Here is an 18,362-nt window from a genome sequence, read left to right on the forward strand (position 1 = left end):
TTTTGAAACCACAAAGGCTTTCGGGTTCCGGCCCTGGCCCCCTTAAGCGTGATTTACAGACAAGTGGCCAGTACTCGCACAAGCTTTTGCGCTCGTGGATCCATCAAGACGTATGGCCCCAGGGTATTTGTCACAAAGCCGAAGGCCACATCGTATTCTGGGTCAGCAAAACCGATGGAGCCGCCGGCGCCGGGGTGACCGAACGCCCGTGGGCCAAGGCCGTAGGTGGCGTTGGGTACGTCCGGTTGATCGAGCATGCAACCCAGGCCGAAGCGGGTCCGGGTCAATAAAGTCTTGTCTTCGCCCAAGCTGTGTTCGCGGGTCAGCTCCTCGAGCATTTCGCTTTCCAGCAAGCTGCCGTCGAGCAGACCTGCGTAGAACCCGGCCAGGCTGCGGGCATTGCCATGGCCATTGGCGGCCGGCTGCTGCATGCGCCGCCATTCCGGTTTGTTGGTGCTGGTCATTATAGACGGCGGGTTGGTGAAGGCCCGCGTGCTCATGGCCGTCGGCTCGCGCATGGTCACTTGCAGCAAGCGCTGGGCCGCGGCATCGCCAAGGTTGCCCTTGCTACGGGCAATATGCGCCACGCGATGGAACTCTTTGTCGGCGAGGCCGACGTGGAAGTCCAGCCCCAAAGGCTTTGCGACCCGTGCCACGATCGATTCGCCCGGCCCACGACCGTCGGCGCGACGCAGCAACTCACCGACCAGCCAGCCATAGGTGATCGCCGCATAACCGTGACCTTCACCCGGCGTCCACCATGGCGCTTCGGCAGCCAGGGCATCGACCATGGTCTGCCAGTCATAAAGTGCTTCTGGGGCCAGCAACTCGCGCAGGGCCGGCAGGCCGGCTTGATGGCAGAGCAAGTGGCGCAGGGTCACGGATTCTTTGCCGGCGGCAGCGAACTCGGGCCAGTAACGGGCGACCGGGGCGTCCAGTTGCAGCTTGCCTTCGGCCACCAGTTGCAGCGCGGTCACGGCGGTGAAAGTCTTGGTGCAGGAAAACAGGTTGGCAATGGTGTCGCTGTGCCAGGCTTCGGTGCCGTCCTTGTCGGCGGTACCGCCCCAGAGGTCGAGAACGGTTTCACCGCCAATCCGGATGCACAACGCCGCGCCACGCTCCTGAGGATCGTCGAACAGCGCCGCAAAAGCTTCGCGTACCGCTTCGAACTTAAGCTCGTAATGACCCTGAATCTGCACCCGCAACTCTCCCGGATAAGCTCTACTAAAGTGGCCCGCATTGTTCCAGCCCTTGAGGGTTTTGGGAACAGGGTCGGGCCGGGCGGTCGCCCGGCCATAGAATTAATCAGAAACCTTTGTGGCGAGGGAGCTTGCTCCCGTTGAGCTGCGCAGCGGCCCCCCTTATCTTCAAAAAGAATGGGACTGCTACGCAGTCCAACGGGAGCAAGCTCCCTCGCCACAGGGGGTATCAGTGCTTAATGACCATTACCCGAATGCCCACCCGCATGGCTGGCATCCTCCCCTGCACTCTTGTCGGCAGAGCCTTGCTTGCCGCCCTCGTTCTCGGTGGCTTTTTCCGCCTCGGCCGCAGCCTTCTCGGCCTCTTTGCCGAGTTGATCGACGGTCAACAAATTGCTTTTTCGCACACTGTCGACAAACCCCTGGAACGGCAAATCAGTAATACCCACCAGCCCGAAGTGACCGTTCTCGCCATCCAGCAGGCGACCGGTCACCGGTTGATCGAGGTACTGAAACCAGTGCACCCCGACAATCGACGGTTCGCTCATCGCCTGTTTGAGGAAGTTGGCGTAGGCCGGGCCGCGGTCTTCTTCTTTCGCCAGTTGCGTCACGCCGCCCCAGAACGGGCCGCGATCCTTTGATCCGAAGTTGAATTCGGTGATCAGCACCGGCTTGTCCAGGCTGCGCAGTCTGGCGAAGTCGTAACCATCCTGGGGTTGCAGGGTGTACATATTGAAGCTCAGCACGTCGCAATATTGCGCGCAGGATTCGACGGCTTCCGGGGTACTGACGGCAAAGCGGCCGCCCAGCAACAATTGGTTCGGCGCATGCCACTTGAGCGAATCGGAGACGGTTTTGAAGTAGGTGTCGGCGAAGACTTTCTGGAAGTATTTGAAGTCGGCTTCGATTTCCGGGTATTCGGCGCTCGGCTGCGGCGGCACGAAGCCCGGGTCTTCCATCAATTCCCAGGCCGGCAGATCAATGCCCCAGGCTTTGGAAAGGCCCGCCTGGTTGCGGTACTTGTCGCGCAGCTGTTTGAGGAAGGCACGTTTGGCCGGCACATCGGTGGTCATTTTCAAGGTGCCGTAGGCCAACGCATAACGGGCCTTCGGGTCATCGCCGGGACCGGCCCAGGCCAGTTCATTGTCGGCGAAGTAACCGATCAGCCACGGATCGTCGCGATGGTCGCGGGCAGCGATGGCCACGGCACGCTCGGTGGCCATGGCGAAACGCGGATCGAACGGGTCGGGCATGCCGCCCCACCAATCGGTGCCGGTGCTGATGCTGGCGTAATCGCCGACGATCGACAGCGGCAAGGTGTACGGCACTCGGTCAGCGTTGCCAAACACCGGTGCGCTCCAGTTGCCGAGAGTGTTGAAACCCCAGGCTTGCAGGCGATCGAGGGTATGACTGGCCCAGCGTTGTTCGTCGAAAACCACTTTGCAGCGTTCGGCGGCCGTTTGCTCGGCCGCTTTTTCGACTGACGCTTCAACGGCGCCGGTCTTGGCCGCGTCGGCAACACCAGCCGCGGATTTGGTTGCCGCAGGAGCGGTTAATTGTTCGGTGGCCTTATCGGTCGTCGCCTCGACCGCATCGGCCTTGGCCGCTTCGGCGACACCAGCCTTGGTGTCGCTGCCCGGTACGCAAGGTTTGCCATACAGACGCTGCAGATTGGCGCCGTAGAAATCGTACCAGCGACCGGCGTTGTAGGCTCGGCCCTGATCGACACCATTGCCGCCACGGTTGTCGCCTTCGCCATAATAGCTGGCAAGAGGTTCGTCGGGTTTGGGCAGGGACTCGAACATCCACTCGCGACCGGCGACGTAAGTCTGATTGACGCTCGGGGTCACGCTATTGATGCCGAGGGAATAGAACGGATGCCCTTCCGGGGTCACCAGGTACCAGCGGCCATCACGCTTTTCAGTACGGAAAAAGCCGCTGGCCTTGAACGCCGGGCCTTTGGTCCAACCGCCGAACTTGTCCAGCGAGGCCTTCTCGCGCTCGGCCAGCCAGGTTTTCAGTTGTTGCTGTTCTTTGGCCGCGGCGGACTTCAGTTGCTCGTCGCTGCTGACCTTCTCCGGCCATTTGGCCCGGGTCGATTGGCCGTAGGCATCTACCAGACCGCCATAAGCTGCCTTGGTGACAGCCTCGCCGTCCTGCACGCCGAAGCGTTCGAGCAAGATGCTTTGGGCGACTTTCGGCTGATCCATCGACAAGGTCACCGACACCACTTGGCTGCGGTCCAGCTCACCGGTACTGCTGGCCAGCAATACACGCTGCCCTTCGAAGTCGATCGGCATTGGTGGGCCGGCCTTCATGCCCTGGCTCAAAGGTGAACTCGGCTGCAGCGGCACCAGCAGGGTTTGCGCAGGGCCGGCCGGCAGATCGACACGGCTGACCAAAGTCTTGCCGTCGTTGCTCTGGATTTTCACATACAGCGTCACTGCCCAGTTCATCGCACTCTGGATCCGCAGGCTCATGACGCCCGACTGCGACCAATCCCAGGCACCGGTCTGCGGCGTCAGGCGCAAGGTCGGTTGGGCAACCGGGTTGAAGATCACGCGGCGTAGCACTTCGCCTTCGGCCGTTTGCTCCGCGTTGGATTGCGGAAGGCTGGTGTCCTGGGTCGCCACCTGGACCACATCGGCGGGACGCACAAAGTTGAACAGCGTCTGCTGGCCGGCAGGGGCCGCCAGCAAAGGGGCTGCGAACATCAAGGCAAAAACGGCAGGTAACGACCGGCGCAGCGAACGGCGAATCATAAGAACGTGGATCTCCCAAGCGACCATCAATGGGCCAGTGGAAAAGCGGTGGCAGTGAGGTAGACAACGCGGTGGGCCTATTTGCCCACCGGTGCATCAGGAAATTTCACGACGAAATGGCGGCAATGCATTGAGAATAGCTTTGCCGTAGCGCTGCGTGACCAGACGGCGATCAAGCAGGGTGATGGTGCCGCGGTCTTCTTCGGTCCGCAGCAAGCGACCGCAGGCCTGGACCAGCTTCAGCGAGGCGTCCGGCACGGAGATTTCCATGAACGGATTACCACCGCGGGCCTCGATCCATTCCGCCAGGGCAGCTTCGACAGGATCGTCGGGCACCGAGAACGGAATCTTGGCGATCACCACGTGCTCGCAGTACGCACCGGGCAAATCCACGCCTTCGGCGAAACTCGCCAGGCCGAACAGCACGCTGGAATCCCCGCCATCAACCCGCGCCTTGTGCTTGTTCAGGGTTTCCTGTTTCGACAGGTTGCCTTGAATGAACACTTGCTTGCGCCAGTCGCGGTCCAGACCGTCGAACACGTCCTGCATCTGCTTGCGAGACGAGAACAGCACCAGAGTGCCCCGTGAACCTTCTACCAGTTGCGGCAGGTCGCGGATGATCGCCGCAGTGTGGGCCGGCGCGTCACGCGGGTCGGCTTTCAGGTCCGGCACCCGCAGCACACCGGCGTCGGCGTGATGGAACGGGCTCGGGACCACCGCGGTGACGGCTGTTTTAGGCAGGCCGGCGCGCATGCGGAAGCGGTCGAAAGTGCCGAGGGCGGTGAGGGTCGCCGATGTCACCAGCGCCCCGTAAGCCACGTTCCACAGGTTGCGTCGGAGCATGTCCGCCGCAAGGATCGGGCTGGCATTGACCTCTATATCGAACAGCGAACCGCTTTCGGCCAGGGTCAGCCAACGGGCCATGGGCGGATTGTCTTCCGGGTCTTCGACGGTGAAAGCGGTCCACAACTCCCAATTGCCCGAAGAACGCGACAACAGGCTGCCGAACAGCGGATACCACTCTTCGGCCTGGTTGCTGGCGATGCCGATATTGACCTCGCCGTCCATGCCTTCCTTGAGCAGTTCGGTGAGCCGGGTGAACAGGTCGGTCAGGCGGGCAAAGCCCTTCTTCAGCTCGATGCCCATTTCGCGCATGTGTTCGGGAATCACCCCGCCAACGAAACGGTGACGTGGCCGCTCGCGGCCTTCGACGTCTTCGCCGGGTTTGAAGTCGGCGGCTTGCTCACAGGCGCTGAACATGAATTGCTGCTGGGTCTTGATCTCCCGCGCCAGCTCCGGCACCTGCTCGATCAACTTGCCCAGATCGCCTGGCAGCGGGTGCTGAGCCAACAATTTGGTGAGGTTCTTGGCGGTGGTTTCCAACCAGTCGGCGGTGGAACGCAGACGCGTGTAGTGAGCGAAGTGACCGATAGCCTTGTCCGGCAGGTGATGGCCTTCGTCGAACACGTAGATGGTGTCACGCGGGTCCGGGAGAACCGCGCCGCCGCCCAGGGCCAGATCGGCCAGGACCATGTCGTGGTTGGTAACAATCACGTCGACTTTGCCCATGCCTTCGCGGGCCTTGTAGAAGGCGCACTGGCCGAAGTTCGGGCAATGACGGTTGGTGCACTGGCTGTGATCGGTGGTCAGGCGCGCCCAGTCGGCGTCTTCCAGAGCCGTCGACCAACTGTCGCGGTCGCCGTCCCACTTATTGCCGGCGAGCTTCTCGATCATGCTGGTGAACAGCTTCTGGCTGGCCTCATCGACCTCGATCTTGAAGCCTTCTTCTTCGAACAGCTGCGCGGTGGCAGTCTGCGCGTGACCTTCCTGGAGCAACATGTCGAGCTTGGACAGACACATATAGCGCCCGCGGCCCTTGGCCAGGGCGAAGCTGAAATTCAACCCGCTGTTGCGCATCAGGTCGGGCAAATCCTTGTAGACGATCTGCTCTTGCAGGGCGACGGTGGCCGTGGCGATCACCAGACGCTTGCCGGCGGCCTTCGCGGTCGGGATGGCCGCCAGGCTGTAGGCCACGGTTTTGCCGGTACCGGTGCCGGCTTCCACCGCGACAATCGCGGGGTCGCCACTGCGCCGGCCTTCGTCGTCGGTGTCGATGGCACCGAGGACCTTGGCAATTTCGGCGATCATCAGGCGTTGGCCGTAGCGCGGCTTGAGGCTCTTGGCTTCGAGAAAACGCGAGTAGGCGCCCTGGATCGTGGTTTTGAGTTCGGTGCTGATCATCAAAAAAGGCTGGATAAATTTTCAGTGGTTCGGATCGGCCGCTATCATACCCCGCTAATCAATCCCGCGCAGAACGGAGTACCTCAATGACACCTTTTGGCATCGTTTATACCCTGCATGTCCTGGCCGCCCTGGTGTGGGTCGGCGGCATGTTTTTCGCCTGGATGGTCTTGCGCCCCGCGGCGATGAAGGCGCTGGAAGGCCCTGCCCGGTTGAAGCTGTGGGTGGAAGTGTTTCAAGGTTTTTTCCGCTGGGTCTGGATCGCGGTGGTGCTTTTGCCGATCAGCGGCGTGGGCATGATTCATCTGCAGTTCGCCGGATTTGAAGCAGCGCCGCGGTATGTGCAGGTGATGATGGGATTGTATGTGGTGATGACGGCGCTGTTTATCCGGATTCAGGCGTTATTGCTGCCGGAACTGCGCACGGCGGTGGTGGCTCAGGATTGGCCGACGGGCGCGGCGGTGCTGGGCAAAATTCGGCGCCTGGTGGGGATTAACCTGATGGTCGGGTTGGCGCTGGTGGCGATTGCTGCGGCTCGGCCGTGATCGTTCCCACGCTCTGCGTGGGAACGCCTCAAGGGACGCTCCGCGTCCAGTGACGCGCAGCGTCACGGCCTGCGTTCCCACGCAGAGCGTGGGAACCATCGCTTGAGGGCTTACAACCGCTGAATCGTCACCGAACCCGCCACCCCCGCGGGCCCAGGCTGGCCATCGGCACCGGCGTGACCGCTCTTGCCGCCGTCGGCTTTATAAACAAAGCAGCCCTTGGATTTGCCTCCCGCTCCCGGTTTACCACCAGGCCCTGCCGCTCCACCCACCCCACCGGCAATCTCGACCTTGATCTGCTGCACAGGGTATTCACGCGGCACTTCCAGCCGAACCTGCGCCCCTGGCGCACCCGGCTGGCCGTCGCTGCCATTACTGCCATCGGCGCCGCGACCGGCCTGGCCCCAGGTACAACCCGGTGCTTGACCGTTGGCTCCATCAAGGCCGACAAAACCTGGAGCGCCCGCGCCACCCCGAGCGTCTACCGACAATTGCGGCGCGTTCAACGCTTTGATCTGCAGATCCAGATTGCGCCCGGAACGAGCGGCCTTGAGGTAAGTCCCCGGCGCGCCCCGCGCAGTGATCTGGCTGCCTTCGGCCAACTCGGCATGGCTGACCTTCAACGCCAGAGCTTGTTCGCTCGGCACGATGGCGATCCGCGCTTCGCGTCCCAGGTGCAGCTCGCCGACCGTCACTTCGGTCACGTTCGAGGGAATCAGCAAGGTGCCGTAATCGGCGACTTCCAGCCGTTCCAGTTGCAAGGTACTGGCGGTGTTGGGCAAGCGCATCAGCGAGTTGGTTTCGACGCTCACCACCTGCGCGCAGGCCAATGGGCTGATAAGTGCAGCGAGCAGACAGAGTTTACGCATGGGAGGCCTTCGAAGCGGCCGGGGCCGGAATGGTTTGCAGGTGGAAAACGCCGAAAAAGACAATCTTCAGGCGATCACGCCAAGGGTGGGCTCGACCTTTGAGGCTGCGGTTGCAGAACACCAGCTCCAGAAGATGGAGCCCTGCCAACACGCTGCCCGCCAGATTGACCAACAGGTGCAGCGGATGAACAAACGGTATGAGCAGGTTGACTAGCAGCACCAACCAGAACAGCAAGGTCAGTAACTTCCCCAGCCCCCAAAACACCTTCATACGCTCCTCCGTTGAGAATTATTCTTTGTGCGCACAGTAACGGCTTACGTGCGGGATAAGCCAGAGGGCAACAAAAAATTCTTCCCGAAGGTCGCGGATTGGCCGCCGGACAAGCCTGAATCATCATCCGACGGCTCTATCACATGGCTCAGCGATTGATATGCAACTCCACGCGACGGTTTTGCGCCCGCCCTTCTTCCGTGTCGTTATCGGCTATCGGTTGGCTTTCGCCCCGGCCTTCGCTGGTGAGTTTGTTCGGCGCCAGCCCCTGGCTCAACAGGTAGGCCGCCACGCTGCTGGCACGCCGTTCCGACAGCTTCTGGTTATAGGTGTCCGAACCCTGGCTGTCGGTATGGCCGACGACTTTGACGCTCACCACATCGGCGCCCTGCAACTTGGCCATCAATGAATCCAGCTGACTGCGCGCTTCGGGCATCAGGTCGGATTGGTTGTAGGCGAATAGCACGTTGCCGTTCAGGGTGATGACTTCCGATACCGGTGGTTCAACTGGTTTCACGCTGGCCGGGTATTGCGGCAGCGGACAACCGTGATGTTCAACGGGGGTATTGGCAGGCGTATCAGGGCAGCGATCACGTCGATCGAAGACACCATCATCGTCTTCATCACCATCCTGGGCGTAGCAGATCAGGCCACCGGTCAAGATCCCGAGCGCCGCTCCACCCGCTGCCCAGCCACTGCTTTCAATTGCGCCCAAACCGCCACCGACCAGCCCGCCTATGACACTGCAGATCGGCCAGGTTCGTTGATTGAGGGGGGCGGTGCCATCGCTGTGAGTCGCACAACCGGTCAGAAGACTGCCAAGCAGCAGAACCGGCAAGACAGTCCTTGTGAGAACGCTCATTGTGAATGCTCCTGTGTCACCGGCCCATACCGGTCACACAGGAGTAAAGACCCGCATCCGCGACTGTACAAGCCGCGGAGCACAAGGGATCTAGCGGTTGATTTTGATTTCCGTGCGACGGTTCAACGCACGGCCGTCAGCGGTTTTATTATCGGCCACCGGCTGGCTTTCACCGGCACCGGTCACGGACACGAAACTGCTGCGTGGCACGCCTTGGGAGATCAGGTATTCCACCACCGAATGGGCGCGTCTATCCGACAGTTTCTGGTTGTAGGCATCACTGCCGACACTATCGGTATGACCGGTCACGGTCAGTTGGGCGCTGGAGGATTCCTGTTTCAGGCGGGTGGCAATGGTGTTGAGTACGTCTTTATCGGCAGGGGTAAGCTTGGCCGAGTCGAACTGAAAGTGCACATCACGGATAACGATGACTTCTTCCTTGACCACCGCCGTCTCCTCAACTACCGGAGCAGGTGCTGGTGGAGGGCAGCCGTCGGCATCGACCCGCACGCCTTTAGGTGTACCCGGGCACTTGTCGCGGCTGTCCAGCACGCCATCGCCGTCTTCATCACCATCGCCGTGCACCCAGCAATAGGCGGCTGCCGTGCCGCCGACCAGCAGCGCGCCATACCCCGCCCATGCCGAACTCTCGGTCGCGCCGAGCCCTGCACCGACGACACCACCGACCGCCGCACAGGTCGGCCAGTCGGTTTTCTGCAAACCTGCGCAACCAGTCAACACACTGGTTAGCAGAACCAAGGGTAATGCTGTCCGAATTATGCTCATCTAGTTCTTCTCCTGAGGGATCGGCTTAAAACCGATTCTAGGGAGTAAAGACCCGACTTTTAATCTCCGCCAGCAATAGGCCATTGCTGTTTGGCCCCCTGTTCATGGAAGATCGCAGCTTTTTGGCTGAACCGGCGAGACAGGAACTAGGCTCGGACGTCTGGGCAGGCTAGTCTTGGCGATCTGATTGAGGATCTTCAATGATTGCAGGTATCTCTTCGCGCACGCCCCAACAGGCGTTGGCCGCTTTGCTTGATCGTTATGCCCCGGCGCGTCTGTTGCTGATTGGCGCCAGCGAATTCCCCGCGCTTGAGGCATTCAAGCTCGCGCACCCGGACAGCATCGTCGCCTATGCGGCGCCCGGGTCATTGCCGGCCGAACTGGCGGCGCAACGGTTTGATCTGGCGCTGGTGGTCGATTGTCTCGAACACTTGCCCAAGCGCGATGGCCTGAATCTGCTCGGTGGAATACGCAACCTCAATGCCAGTCGCATTGCGGTGCTGGCCGACTTGCCGGCCAGCGGTTGGCAGGAGACGGACTTTTTTTCCCTGGCGTTGCAAGCCAGTGAACGCTTCCAGCGCGACGATCAAGTACTGACCCTGTTCACCTATGATCTGCTTGACTATAAACAGGTGCCCGACTGGCTCAACTCACGCTTCTGGGCCAATCCGGAAAATTTCGGGAAATATTGGTGGTAACGCAATGAGTACATCCATTTGCCCTTGCGGCAGCGGCACGCTGCTCGATGCCTGCTGCGGTCATTACCATGCCGGCCATTGCGCCCCTAGCGCCGAAGTCTTGATGCGTTCGCGCTACAGCGCCTATGTACTGGGGTTGATCGATTATCTGGTGGCGACCACCCTGCCCGCGCAACAGGCTAGCCTGGATCGCCAGTCGATCAGCGACTGGAGCGCCCAAAGCACCTGGCTGGGCCTGGAGGTGGAAAGCGCCGAGGTCTTTGGCGGACAACCGGAGCACGCTTTCGTCACTTTCACCGCTCGCTGGCATGACAGCAGCGGCGAACACAGTCACCGCGAACGTTCGTCATTCGTGCAGAACACTGGCCGCTGGTACTTCATTGACCCCACCGTGCCACTCAAGGCGGGACGCAATGACGCGTGCCCGTGCGCCAGCGGGCAGAAGTTCAAGAAGTGTTGCGCGAGTTATTTCGGCGCTTGAGTTGACCAACAGCAAAAGATCGCAGCCTTCGGCAGCTCCGCGCCTGCAGGCGCTGCCGAAGGCTGCGATCTTTTTAAGGCTAGACTGGGTCTCAAGGGAGATACCTCACCATGACCCGTCAACGGCGCGCATTACAGCTGCTCACCCTGCTCCTGTTTCTGGGGCTCGGCGGCTGCGCGTCGTGGTTCGACTTTGACAACGACCTCCCGGAGCCACAAGTGCACTTGGTCAAGGTCGAGGTGGTACGGGCCAAATTGCTGGAGCAGAAGTTCCTGCTGCACTTTCGCGTCGACAATCCCAATGACCAAGACCTGACGGTGCGCGCCCTGGAATATCGCATTCACCTCGGGGACATCCTGCTGACCGAAGGCGAGCACGAACATTGGTTCACGATCGGCCCCAAGCGCAGTGCCTATTTCAAGGTACCGATTCGCACCAACCTGTGGCCGAAAGTCCGGGACCTGGTGAAATTGCTGAAAAACCCGATCAACCCATTCCCTATCGTCTGGAAGGTGAACTGGAAACCGGTTTATTCATCGCGCACTACGTGCACCTGGCGCGCAATGGCGTGATAATCGCCGCCGATTTAATTCCGGAGTGACCCCGATGACCCAGCAACCTCATGTCCATGGCCCTGACTGCAACCACGATCATGACCATCACGACCACCATGATCACGACCATGGCCATGTCCACGGCCCGAACTGCGGCCACGCCCACCAGGAACCGGTGCGTAACGCCCTGAAAGACGTCGGCCGCAACGACCCTTGCCCATGCGGCAACGGCAAGAAATTCAAGAAGTGCCACGGCGCTTGATGCTTCGGGCGGATATCTTTTTCGCCTGTTGAATCGTCTTCGCGAGCAGGCTCGCTCCCACAGGGATCTTTTGTGAACCACAAAATTGTGAACACCGCCGATCAACTGTGGGAGCGGGCTTGCCCGCGATGACGGCGGCACATTCAATACAACTGTTTCAGTTAGATCCTCATCGCGGGCAAGCCCGCTCCCACAGGTTTTTTAGTCGGCCTGCAGAATTTTCGCAGTACTGACGACCGTCGCATACTCACCCTGCAAATTACCCAGCGACATTGCATGCACTTCCTCGGCTGAATGGGCATTGCCGAAAAAGTCCGCCTTGTCGAAGGTAAAGCACGCATCCTGCGCAACCCACGTTTCAAACCCCAGATTCCCGGCCGTTCGCGCCGTGGACTCGACCGAATTGTTGGTCGCCACACCCACGATGATCAACTGATCGATCCCCGCCTCGCGCAAACGTGCCTCCAGTCCCGTCGAACAAAAGGCATCCGGCACCTGCTTCTGAATCAACCACTCACCCATCGATGGTTGAAAACGCTCCTGAAATTCCACCCCCGATTGCTGCGGCCAGAACACTGAATCCTCTGAGGGGGACAAGTGCTGCACATGAATCACCGGCCTCCCGGTTCGGCGCCAATGCCCCAGCAATTCCAGGATTCGCTCTTCGGCTTGAGGGTTGTTTCGACGACCCAGTTTTGGATGCAGGATGCCTTTTTGTTGATCGATGATGATCAGCGCCGCGTTTATCTTGAGCTCCATGCCGACTTTTCTCCTGCTGGGGCATTGAATTTCCCGCACTTCAGCATCACCTCTTCCTACTGGCAAGCCATCAAACGCAAACAGGACGACCTGATGCTTGCGGTCGCTGCCCGTACCTGACGATGCCACTTGATTTGGAGCACTTCATTAATCCGCCTAAACCCTGAGGCCCTGCACTCTGATCGTTCCCATGCTCCGCGTGGGAATGCTTCAACGAACGCTCCGCGTTCGGCTCTGGATGTGACGCAGAGCGTCACGGGCTGCATTCCCACGCAGAGCGTGGGAACGATCAATAAAGAAATAACCCCGCCGCCGCTTGCGCGGCCACCTCCTGCTCACTAACGTAGCGCCTTTATTGTGCCCCGCCTCGGAAGTCCGTTCAGTTTTGGCGAGTGGCTAATGTTGTCAGGCAAGGCGCCGCGACGAGTCATAGCTCGCTATGGCGAGGAGCGGCAACGCAGTCTGACGACATTAGACGCCGTCAACACTGAACAGCGACTTTCGAGGCGGGGCACCTCTACCCCCGCAGGAGCTTTGCCATGGCCTCGCCAGCCCTTACACATTTTCTTCCCCGGTTCGGCGTTGCCGCAGCAGTGGCCAGTGTTTTGAGCCTGACTGGTTGTCAGACCTGGAACACCCAGGACACCCTCCCGCCAGCCTCCGGCGTGCAACCGCTCAAAGGATTGGCGCAGAACGTTTCGGTTCGACGCAATGCCATGGGCATGCCGCTGATCGAGAGCAACAGCTTCCACGATGCGCTGTTCACCCTCGGCTACGTGCATGCCAGCGACCGCATCAGCCAAATGGTCACTCTGCGTTTGCTCGCCCAGGGCCGTCTGGCGGAGATGTCTGGTTCGGACCTGCTCGACGCCGACCGCTACATGCGTGCAGTCAATCTGAAGAAAAGCGCGGGTGAGCTGTACAAGGCCTCTTCGCCACGCCTCAAGCGTTTCTTCGAAGTCTATGCCCGAGGGGTCAACGCCTACCTGTTCCGCTACCGCGACAAACTGCCTGCCGATCTCGCGGCCACTGGCTACAAACCGGAATACTGGAAACCTGAAGATTCGGCGCTGATTTTCTGCCTGCTGAATTTCAGTCAATCGGCGAACCTGCCGGAAGAGATTTCCTCGCTGATGCTGGCCCAGACGGTCAGCGCCGACAAGCTGGCCTGGCTGTCGCCCTCCGCTCCCGACGAAAAACTGCCGGTCGCTGAAGCCGAAAAACTTCAGGGCATCAAACTCAACGGGCAAATCCCGGGGCTGAGCGAAATCAGCAAGGCTACCGCTCGCCTATCGGACCTGAACCTGTTGGGCGCCACCTCTTCGAACAACTGGGCGATCGCCCCGCAACGCAGCCGCAGCGGCAAAAGCCTGTTGGCCAGCGATAGCCATGGGCCGCTGGGCGTGCCGTCGCTGTTCAGTTACGTGCAGATTCGCGCGCCGAAATACCAGGCCTCCGGCGTGACCATTGCCGGGCTACCGATGGTGCTCGGTGGTTTCAACGGCAAAGTGGCGTGGAGCATGACCACGGTCATGGGCGACAACCAGGACCTGTTCCTGGAAAAAATCAAACGCCAGGGCAACGGCCTTTCCTACGAAGTGGGCGGCAAATGGCAGCCGGCGATCGTGCGCAACGAAACCTACTTCGTCAAAGGCCAGCGGCCGATTCGCGAAGCGGTGTACGAAACCCGCCACGGGCCGCTGCTCAATAGCGCCCAAGGCAGCGCACTGGCGAATGGTTTCGGCCTGGCCTTGCAGACGCCGAACTTCACCGACGACAAAACCCTGGACGCCTTTTTCGACCTATCCCGAGCGCAAAGCGTCGAGAAGGCCTCGGACGCCAGCCGTGAAATACGCGCCATCGCCCTGAATCTGGTGTTTGCCGATGCCAGCAATATCGGCTGGCAAGTGACCGGACGCTACCCGAACCGTCGCGAAGGCGAAGGCTTGCTGCCGTCGCCGGGCTGGGAAGGTCGCTACGACTGGGACGGTTATGCCGACCCGATGCTCCATCCGTATGACCAGGACCCGGCTCAAGGCTGGCTCGGCACCGCCAACCAACGGGTCATTCCCCATGGCTACGGCATGCAGCTGTCCAATTCCTGGTCGGCGCCGGAGCGCGGCGAACGCATGGCCGAACTGGCGGGCGTGGGCAAACACGACACGCGTAGCCTGATCGCCATGCAATACGACCAGACCACCACCTTCGCTGCCAAGCTGAAGAAGATGTTTGAAGCGCCGGGCATGTCCCAGCCACTCAAACAAGCCATCGAAGCGCTGCCGGTTGCCGATCGCGGCAAGGCTCGCGAGGCCTACACGCGCTTGATGGCTTTCGACGGCAAACTCAGCCCGACCTCCGCCGACGCGGCGATCTACGAGCTGTTCCTGCAGGAAAGCACTAAGCAGATTTTCCTCGACGAACTGGGCCCGGAAAGCACCCCGGCGTGGAAAGCCTTTATCGCCAACGGCAAGTTGTCTTACGCGGCACAGGCCGATCATCTGCTGGGCCGCGAAGACAGTCCGTTCTGGGATGACCTGCGCACTGCGCAGAAAGAAGACAAACCGGCGATTCTCGCCCGTAGCCTGGCGGCCGCGATCAGCGCGGGTGACAGCCAGTTGGGTGGCGATCACAAAACCTGGCAGTGGGGCAAACTGCATCGCTACGAGTGGAAGAACGCCAGCGGTCAGACCGTGCGCGGTCCGTTGGCAGCCGGCGGCGACCACACCACGCTCAACACCGCCGCGTTCACCTGGGGTCAGGACTTCAACACCACGCTGGCTCCGGCCATGCGCTTTATCGTCGATTTCGGTCAGGCCGAACCGCTGATGGGCCAGAACGGTACCGGTCAATCCGGCAACCCGGCCAGCCCGCACTATCTCGACAGCGTCGATCCATGGATCAAGGGGCAATACATGAGCCTGCCAATGCAGCCGCAGAACTTTGACAAGGTGTATGGCAAGACGCGGTTGACGCTGACGCCTGGCAAGTAACCTCGAGTGGGACCTGGCTTGCTTGCGAAAGCATGCTGTCGGTTCCCTTTATGTGGATGCACCATCGCTATCGCGAGCAGGCTCGCTCCCACATTTGATCGCATTCTTTCTGACAGAACTCGATTAAATGTGGGAGCGAGCCTGCTCGCGAAAGTGGCCTGATTAACGCCGCCATTTTTCCTTGAAAAAAATAGAACTTCTCGCTTCGCGCAAACCTCCTAGCTAACAGGCCTCTCCATTTGGGTAACAATATGGACCTTGTTATCGCTCGTCCTGAAGGTTTGTACTGCCCGCCCGGTGATTTCTATATCGACCCATGGCAGCCGGTCGAACGCTCGGTAATCACCCACGCCCACAGCGACCATGCTCGCCGTGGCAATCAACATTATCTGGCGGCGGCACCGGGTGCAGGCATTCTGCACGCGCGTCTGGGCCAGGATATCAACCTGCAAACGCTGCCCTATGGCGAGCCGTTGCTGCACCGAGGCGTAAAACTGAGTTTTCATCCCGCGGGCCACGTGCTCGGCTCAGCCCAAGTGCGTTTGGAATATGGCGGGGAAGTCTGGGTCGCCTCGGGGGATTACAAGACCGAGCCCGACGGCACCTGTGCGCCGTTCGAACCAGTGCGTTGCCATACATTCATCACGGAATCGACGTTCGGTTTGCCGATTTACCGCTGGCAACCCCAGACGCAGATCTTTGCCGAGATCAATCAGTGGTGGCAGACCAACGCCGCAGCCGACAAAACCAGCGTGCTGCTCTGCTACGCCTTCGGCAAGGCTCAGCGGATTCTCCACGGCATCGATGCCAGCCTCGGCCCCATTCTGGTACATGGCGCGCTTGAACCCATCAATCGGATTTATCGCGAGAGCGGCATTTACTTACCGCCAACGATCTATTCCTCCGAAGTAAAAAAACATGACCCGATGATGCGCAAGGCCTTGGTTCTCGCGCCGCCTTCGGCGGGTGCCAGCCCTTGGGTACGGCGTTTCGGTGACTACAGCGATGGCTTCGCCAGCGGTTGGATGCGCTTGCGCGGTACACGGCGGCGGCGCGGCGTGGACCGTGGCTTCGTGCTATCTGATCACGCTGATTGGCCCGGCCTGCTGTGGGCCATCGAACAAACCGGCGCCGAGCGCGTGATCGTCACCCATGGATCGATCGGCGTACTGGTGCGCCATCTACGCGAACTAGGCCTCGATGCCATGAGTTTCAGCACCGAATACGGCGATGATGAAGACACCACAGTTCTCGAACCCGAGCGCGCCGAGGTGCTGGCATGAAAGCCTTCGCCGACTTGTATGCCGAACTCGATGCCACCACCTCGAGCAACGCCAAACTGACGGCGATGCAGAACTATTTCGCCCAAGCCTCGCCCGAAGATGCCGCCTGGGCGGTGTACTTTCTGTCCGGTGGACGACCTCGGCAATTGGTGCCGGTACGAATGCTGCGGGAAATGGCCACAACGTTTTCCGGGCTCTCGCCCTGGTTGTTCGAAGAAAGTTATCAGGCCGTCGGTGATCTGGCGGAAACCATCTCGCTGGTGCTGCCCGAAACGCACCACACCTCTACCGACGGGCTGGCGGTGTGGATTGAAAACAAACTGCTGCCGCTGCGTAATGCGCCTGCGCTGACCCTCGCCGAATGCTTGCCCGCCCTGTGGGCGCAACTGGATCGCCAGAGTCTGATGCTGTGCATCAAATTGATCACTGGCAGTTTCCGTGTCGGGGTCTCCAAATTGCTGGTCACCCGCGCGCTGGCGGCCATGGCCGGGCTCGACAGCAAGCGCGTGGCCCAGCGGCTGGTGGGTTATACCGATCTGTCCAACCGCCCAAGCGCCACCAGTTACCTGAAGCTGATCGCCCCCGAATCACCCCATGAGCATGCCCAACGGGGTGGCCAGCCGTACCCGTTTTTCCTCGCCCATGCATTGTCGCATCCGGTCGAGCAGTTCGAAGCCATGCTCGGCCCGGCCAATCAATGGCAAGTGGAATGGAAGTGGGACGGCATCCGCGCTCAAGTGGTCAAGCGCGATGGACGCTTGTGGATCTGGTCGCGAGGTGAAGAGCTGGTGAGCGAACGCTTCCCCGAACTGGAGAGCCTGGTTCGTGACTTACCCGATGGCACGGTGATCGATGGTGAAATTGTCGCCTGGAAAGCCGTGCAACCGGGCATCGAGGACGCTTTCGACGCGCAATCGCCATCGTCACCTTCTGTGCTGCCTTTCGCCCTGTTGCAACAACGGATCGGCCGCAAAATGCTGAGCAAAAAAATCCTCGATGAGGTGCCCGTGGTCATCCAGGCCTATGATCTGCTGGAATGGCAGGGTGAGGATTGGCGCAACCGGACTCAAGCCACGCGCCGCACGCAGCTGGAACAACTCATCAACTCCTGCGCAAACCCGGTGTTACTGAGCTCGCCCGTGCTGACCGGTGAAGACTGGTTCGACCTCGCCCGCCAACGAGAGGCCTCTCGCAAATTGGGCGTCGAAGGCATGATGCTCAAGGCCCGCGATGCGCTGTATGGCGTCGGGCGGACCAAGGACATGGGCGTATGGTGGAAATGGAAAGTCGACCCGTTCAGCGTTGATGCAGTGCTGATCTATGCCCAGCAAGGCCATGGCCGCCGGGCCAGTCTCTACACCGATTACACCTTCGCTGTGTGGGACGGCCCACCCTCTGCCCGCGAGCGAACGCTGGTGCCTTTCGCCAAGGCCTACTCCGGATTGACTGACGAAGAAATGCGCCAGGTCGATAGCATCGTGCGCAAGACCACGGTGGAAAAATTCGGACCGGTCAGTAGTGTGAAGCCGACTTTGGTATTTGAGCTGGGGTTCGAAGGTATCGCCCTGTCGAAACGGCACAAGAGCGGGATTGCGGTGCGGTTTCCGAGGATGCTGCGTTGGCGGCACGACAAATCGGTGGAGGACGCTGACAGCTTGGCGACGTTGCAGGATTTGCTCGCCTGACCTGATTTCTGTAGACCGATCTTTTGTAGCAGCTGGCGAAACCTGCTCTGTAGGAGCGAGGCTTGCCCGCGAAGGCATCTTCAAGTACGCCAAAAGCTTCGCGGGCAAGCCTCGC

Annotated in this window: 15 protein-coding genes and 1 pseudogene; 8 read left to right on the plus strand and 8 right to left on the minus strand. The window is 60.5% G+C overall.

The genetic code is table 11. The features are described 5' to 3' along the window. Positions 1–53: 53 nt before the first annotated feature. The 3 genes from AB4O41_RS10890 to dinG all read right to left on the minus strand — a co-directional run bounded on the left by AB4O41_RS10890 (position 54) and on the right by dinG (position 6,202). On the minus strand, positions 54–1,199 hold the full coding sequence (locus AB4O41_RS10890; RefSeq protein ID WP_460147725.1) for a serine hydrolase domain-containing protein: 1,146 nt from the start codon (positions 1,197–1,199) through the stop codon (positions 54–56). Positions 1,200–1,435: 236 nt separating this feature from the next. Continuing rightward, positions 1,436–3,961 carry a beta-agarase gene (locus AB4O41_RS10895; RefSeq protein WP_460147726.1) on the minus strand — a complete coding sequence of 842 codons (2,526 nt, stop codon included), beginning with the start codon at positions 3,959–3,961 and terminating at the stop codon, positions 1,436–1,438. A 96-nt stretch (positions 3,962–4,057) separates the two neighbouring features. Continuing rightward, positions 4,058–6,202 carry an ATP-dependent DNA helicase DinG gene (dinG, locus tag AB4O41_RS10900; protein ID WP_008005800.1) on the minus strand — a complete coding sequence of 715 codons (2,145 nt, stop codon included), beginning with the start codon at positions 6,200–6,202 and terminating at the stop codon, positions 4,058–4,060. A gap of 86 nt (positions 6,203–6,288) precedes the next feature. Here dinG and AB4O41_RS10905 point away from each other — a divergent pair, with 86 nt between their 5' ends. Then, complete coding sequence (locus AB4O41_RS10905; protein ID WP_460147727.1) at positions 6,289–6,747, plus strand: CopD family protein; 459 nt, start codon at positions 6,289–6,291, stop codon at positions 6,745–6,747. Positions 6,748–6,857: 110 nt separating this feature from the next. Here AB4O41_RS10905 and AB4O41_RS10910 read toward each other — a convergent pair whose 3' ends face one another. The 4 genes from AB4O41_RS10910 to AB4O41_RS10925 all read right to left on the minus strand — a co-directional run bounded on the left by AB4O41_RS10910 (position 6,858) and on the right by AB4O41_RS10925 (position 9,535). After that, positions 6,858–7,616 carry a collagen-like protein gene (locus AB4O41_RS10910; protein ID WP_460147728.1) on the minus strand — a complete coding sequence of 253 codons (759 nt, stop codon included), beginning with the start codon at positions 7,614–7,616 and terminating at the stop codon, positions 6,858–6,860. Further along, positions 7,609–7,887, minus strand: coding sequence for a DUF1145 domain-containing protein (locus tag AB4O41_RS10915; RefSeq protein ID WP_460147729.1), 279 nt, complete (start codon positions 7,885–7,887; stop codon positions 7,609–7,611). Before AB4O41_RS10915 ends, AB4O41_RS10910 begins: the two co-directional genes overlap by 8 nt. Positions 7,888–8,035: 148 nt before the next feature. Next, entirely contained in the window at positions 8,036–8,749 is a 714-nt protein-coding gene (locus AB4O41_RS10920) for an OmpA family protein (RefSeq protein WP_460147730.1), read from the minus strand. 90 nt (positions 8,750–8,839) lie between these two features. Next, positions 8,840–9,535 (minus strand): OmpA family protein, encoded by a 696-nt coding sequence (locus tag AB4O41_RS10925; RefSeq protein ID WP_460147731.1) that lies wholly within the window; start codon positions 9,533–9,535, stop codon positions 8,840–8,842. A gap of 200 nt (positions 9,536–9,735) precedes the next feature. Here AB4O41_RS10925 and AB4O41_RS10930 point away from each other — a divergent pair, with 200 nt between their 5' ends. The 4 genes and pseudogenes from AB4O41_RS10930 to AB4O41_RS10945 all read left to right on the plus strand — a co-directional run bounded on the left by AB4O41_RS10930 (position 9,736) and on the right by AB4O41_RS10945 (position 11,530). Next, on the plus strand, positions 9,736–10,233 hold the full coding sequence (locus AB4O41_RS10930; RefSeq protein ID WP_460147732.1) for a DUF6231 family protein: 498 nt from the start codon (positions 9,736–9,738) through the stop codon (positions 10,231–10,233). A gap of 4 nt (positions 10,234–10,237) precedes the next feature. Then, a complete protein-coding gene (locus AB4O41_RS10935; protein WP_460147733.1) occupies positions 10,238–10,714 on the plus strand; it encodes a YchJ family protein in 477 nt (158 codons plus the stop codon). Positions 10,715–10,824: 110 nt separating this feature from the next. Continuing rightward, a pseudogene (locus tag AB4O41_RS10940) lies at positions 10,825–11,315 on the plus strand (LEA/WHy family protein). 5 nt (positions 11,316–11,320) lie between these two features. Continuing rightward, positions 11,321–11,530: an SEC-C metal-binding domain-containing protein gene (locus tag AB4O41_RS10945; RefSeq protein ID WP_007906737.1), complete on the plus strand. Its 210-nt coding sequence runs from the start codon at positions 11,321–11,323 to the stop codon at positions 11,528–11,530. Between the two features lie 201 nt (positions 11,531–11,731). Here the strand turns inward: AB4O41_RS10945 and AB4O41_RS10950 are convergent, their stop codons facing one another. Beyond that, positions 11,732–12,289, minus strand: coding sequence for a cysteine hydrolase family protein (locus AB4O41_RS10950; protein WP_460148329.1), 558 nt, complete (start codon positions 12,287–12,289; stop codon positions 11,732–11,734). A 539-nt stretch (positions 12,290–12,828) separates the two neighbouring features. On the opposite strand from AB4O41_RS10950, the gene AB4O41_RS10955 reads away from it, so the two are divergent. The 3 genes from AB4O41_RS10955 (at position 12,829) to AB4O41_RS10965 (ending at position 18,247) form a co-directional block, all read left to right on the plus strand. After that, on the plus strand, positions 12,829–15,279 hold the full coding sequence (locus AB4O41_RS10955) for a penicillin acylase family protein (RefSeq protein WP_460147734.1): 2,451 nt from the start codon (positions 12,829–12,831) through the stop codon (positions 15,277–15,279). 251 nt (positions 15,280–15,530) lie between these two features. Beyond that, positions 15,531–16,562, plus strand: coding sequence for a ligase-associated DNA damage response exonuclease (locus tag AB4O41_RS10960; protein WP_460147735.1), 1,032 nt, complete (start codon positions 15,531–15,533; stop codon positions 16,560–16,562). Continuing rightward, complete coding sequence (locus tag AB4O41_RS10965) at positions 16,559–18,247, plus strand: ATP-dependent DNA ligase (RefSeq protein WP_460147736.1); 1,689 nt, start codon at positions 16,559–16,561, stop codon at positions 18,245–18,247. The genes AB4O41_RS10960 and AB4O41_RS10965 overlap by 4 nt, the downstream gene beginning before the upstream one ends. Positions 18,248–18,362: the final 115 nt, after the last annotated feature.

The sequence above is a fragment of the Pseudomonas sp. S2_A02 genome, assembly GCF_054668495.1.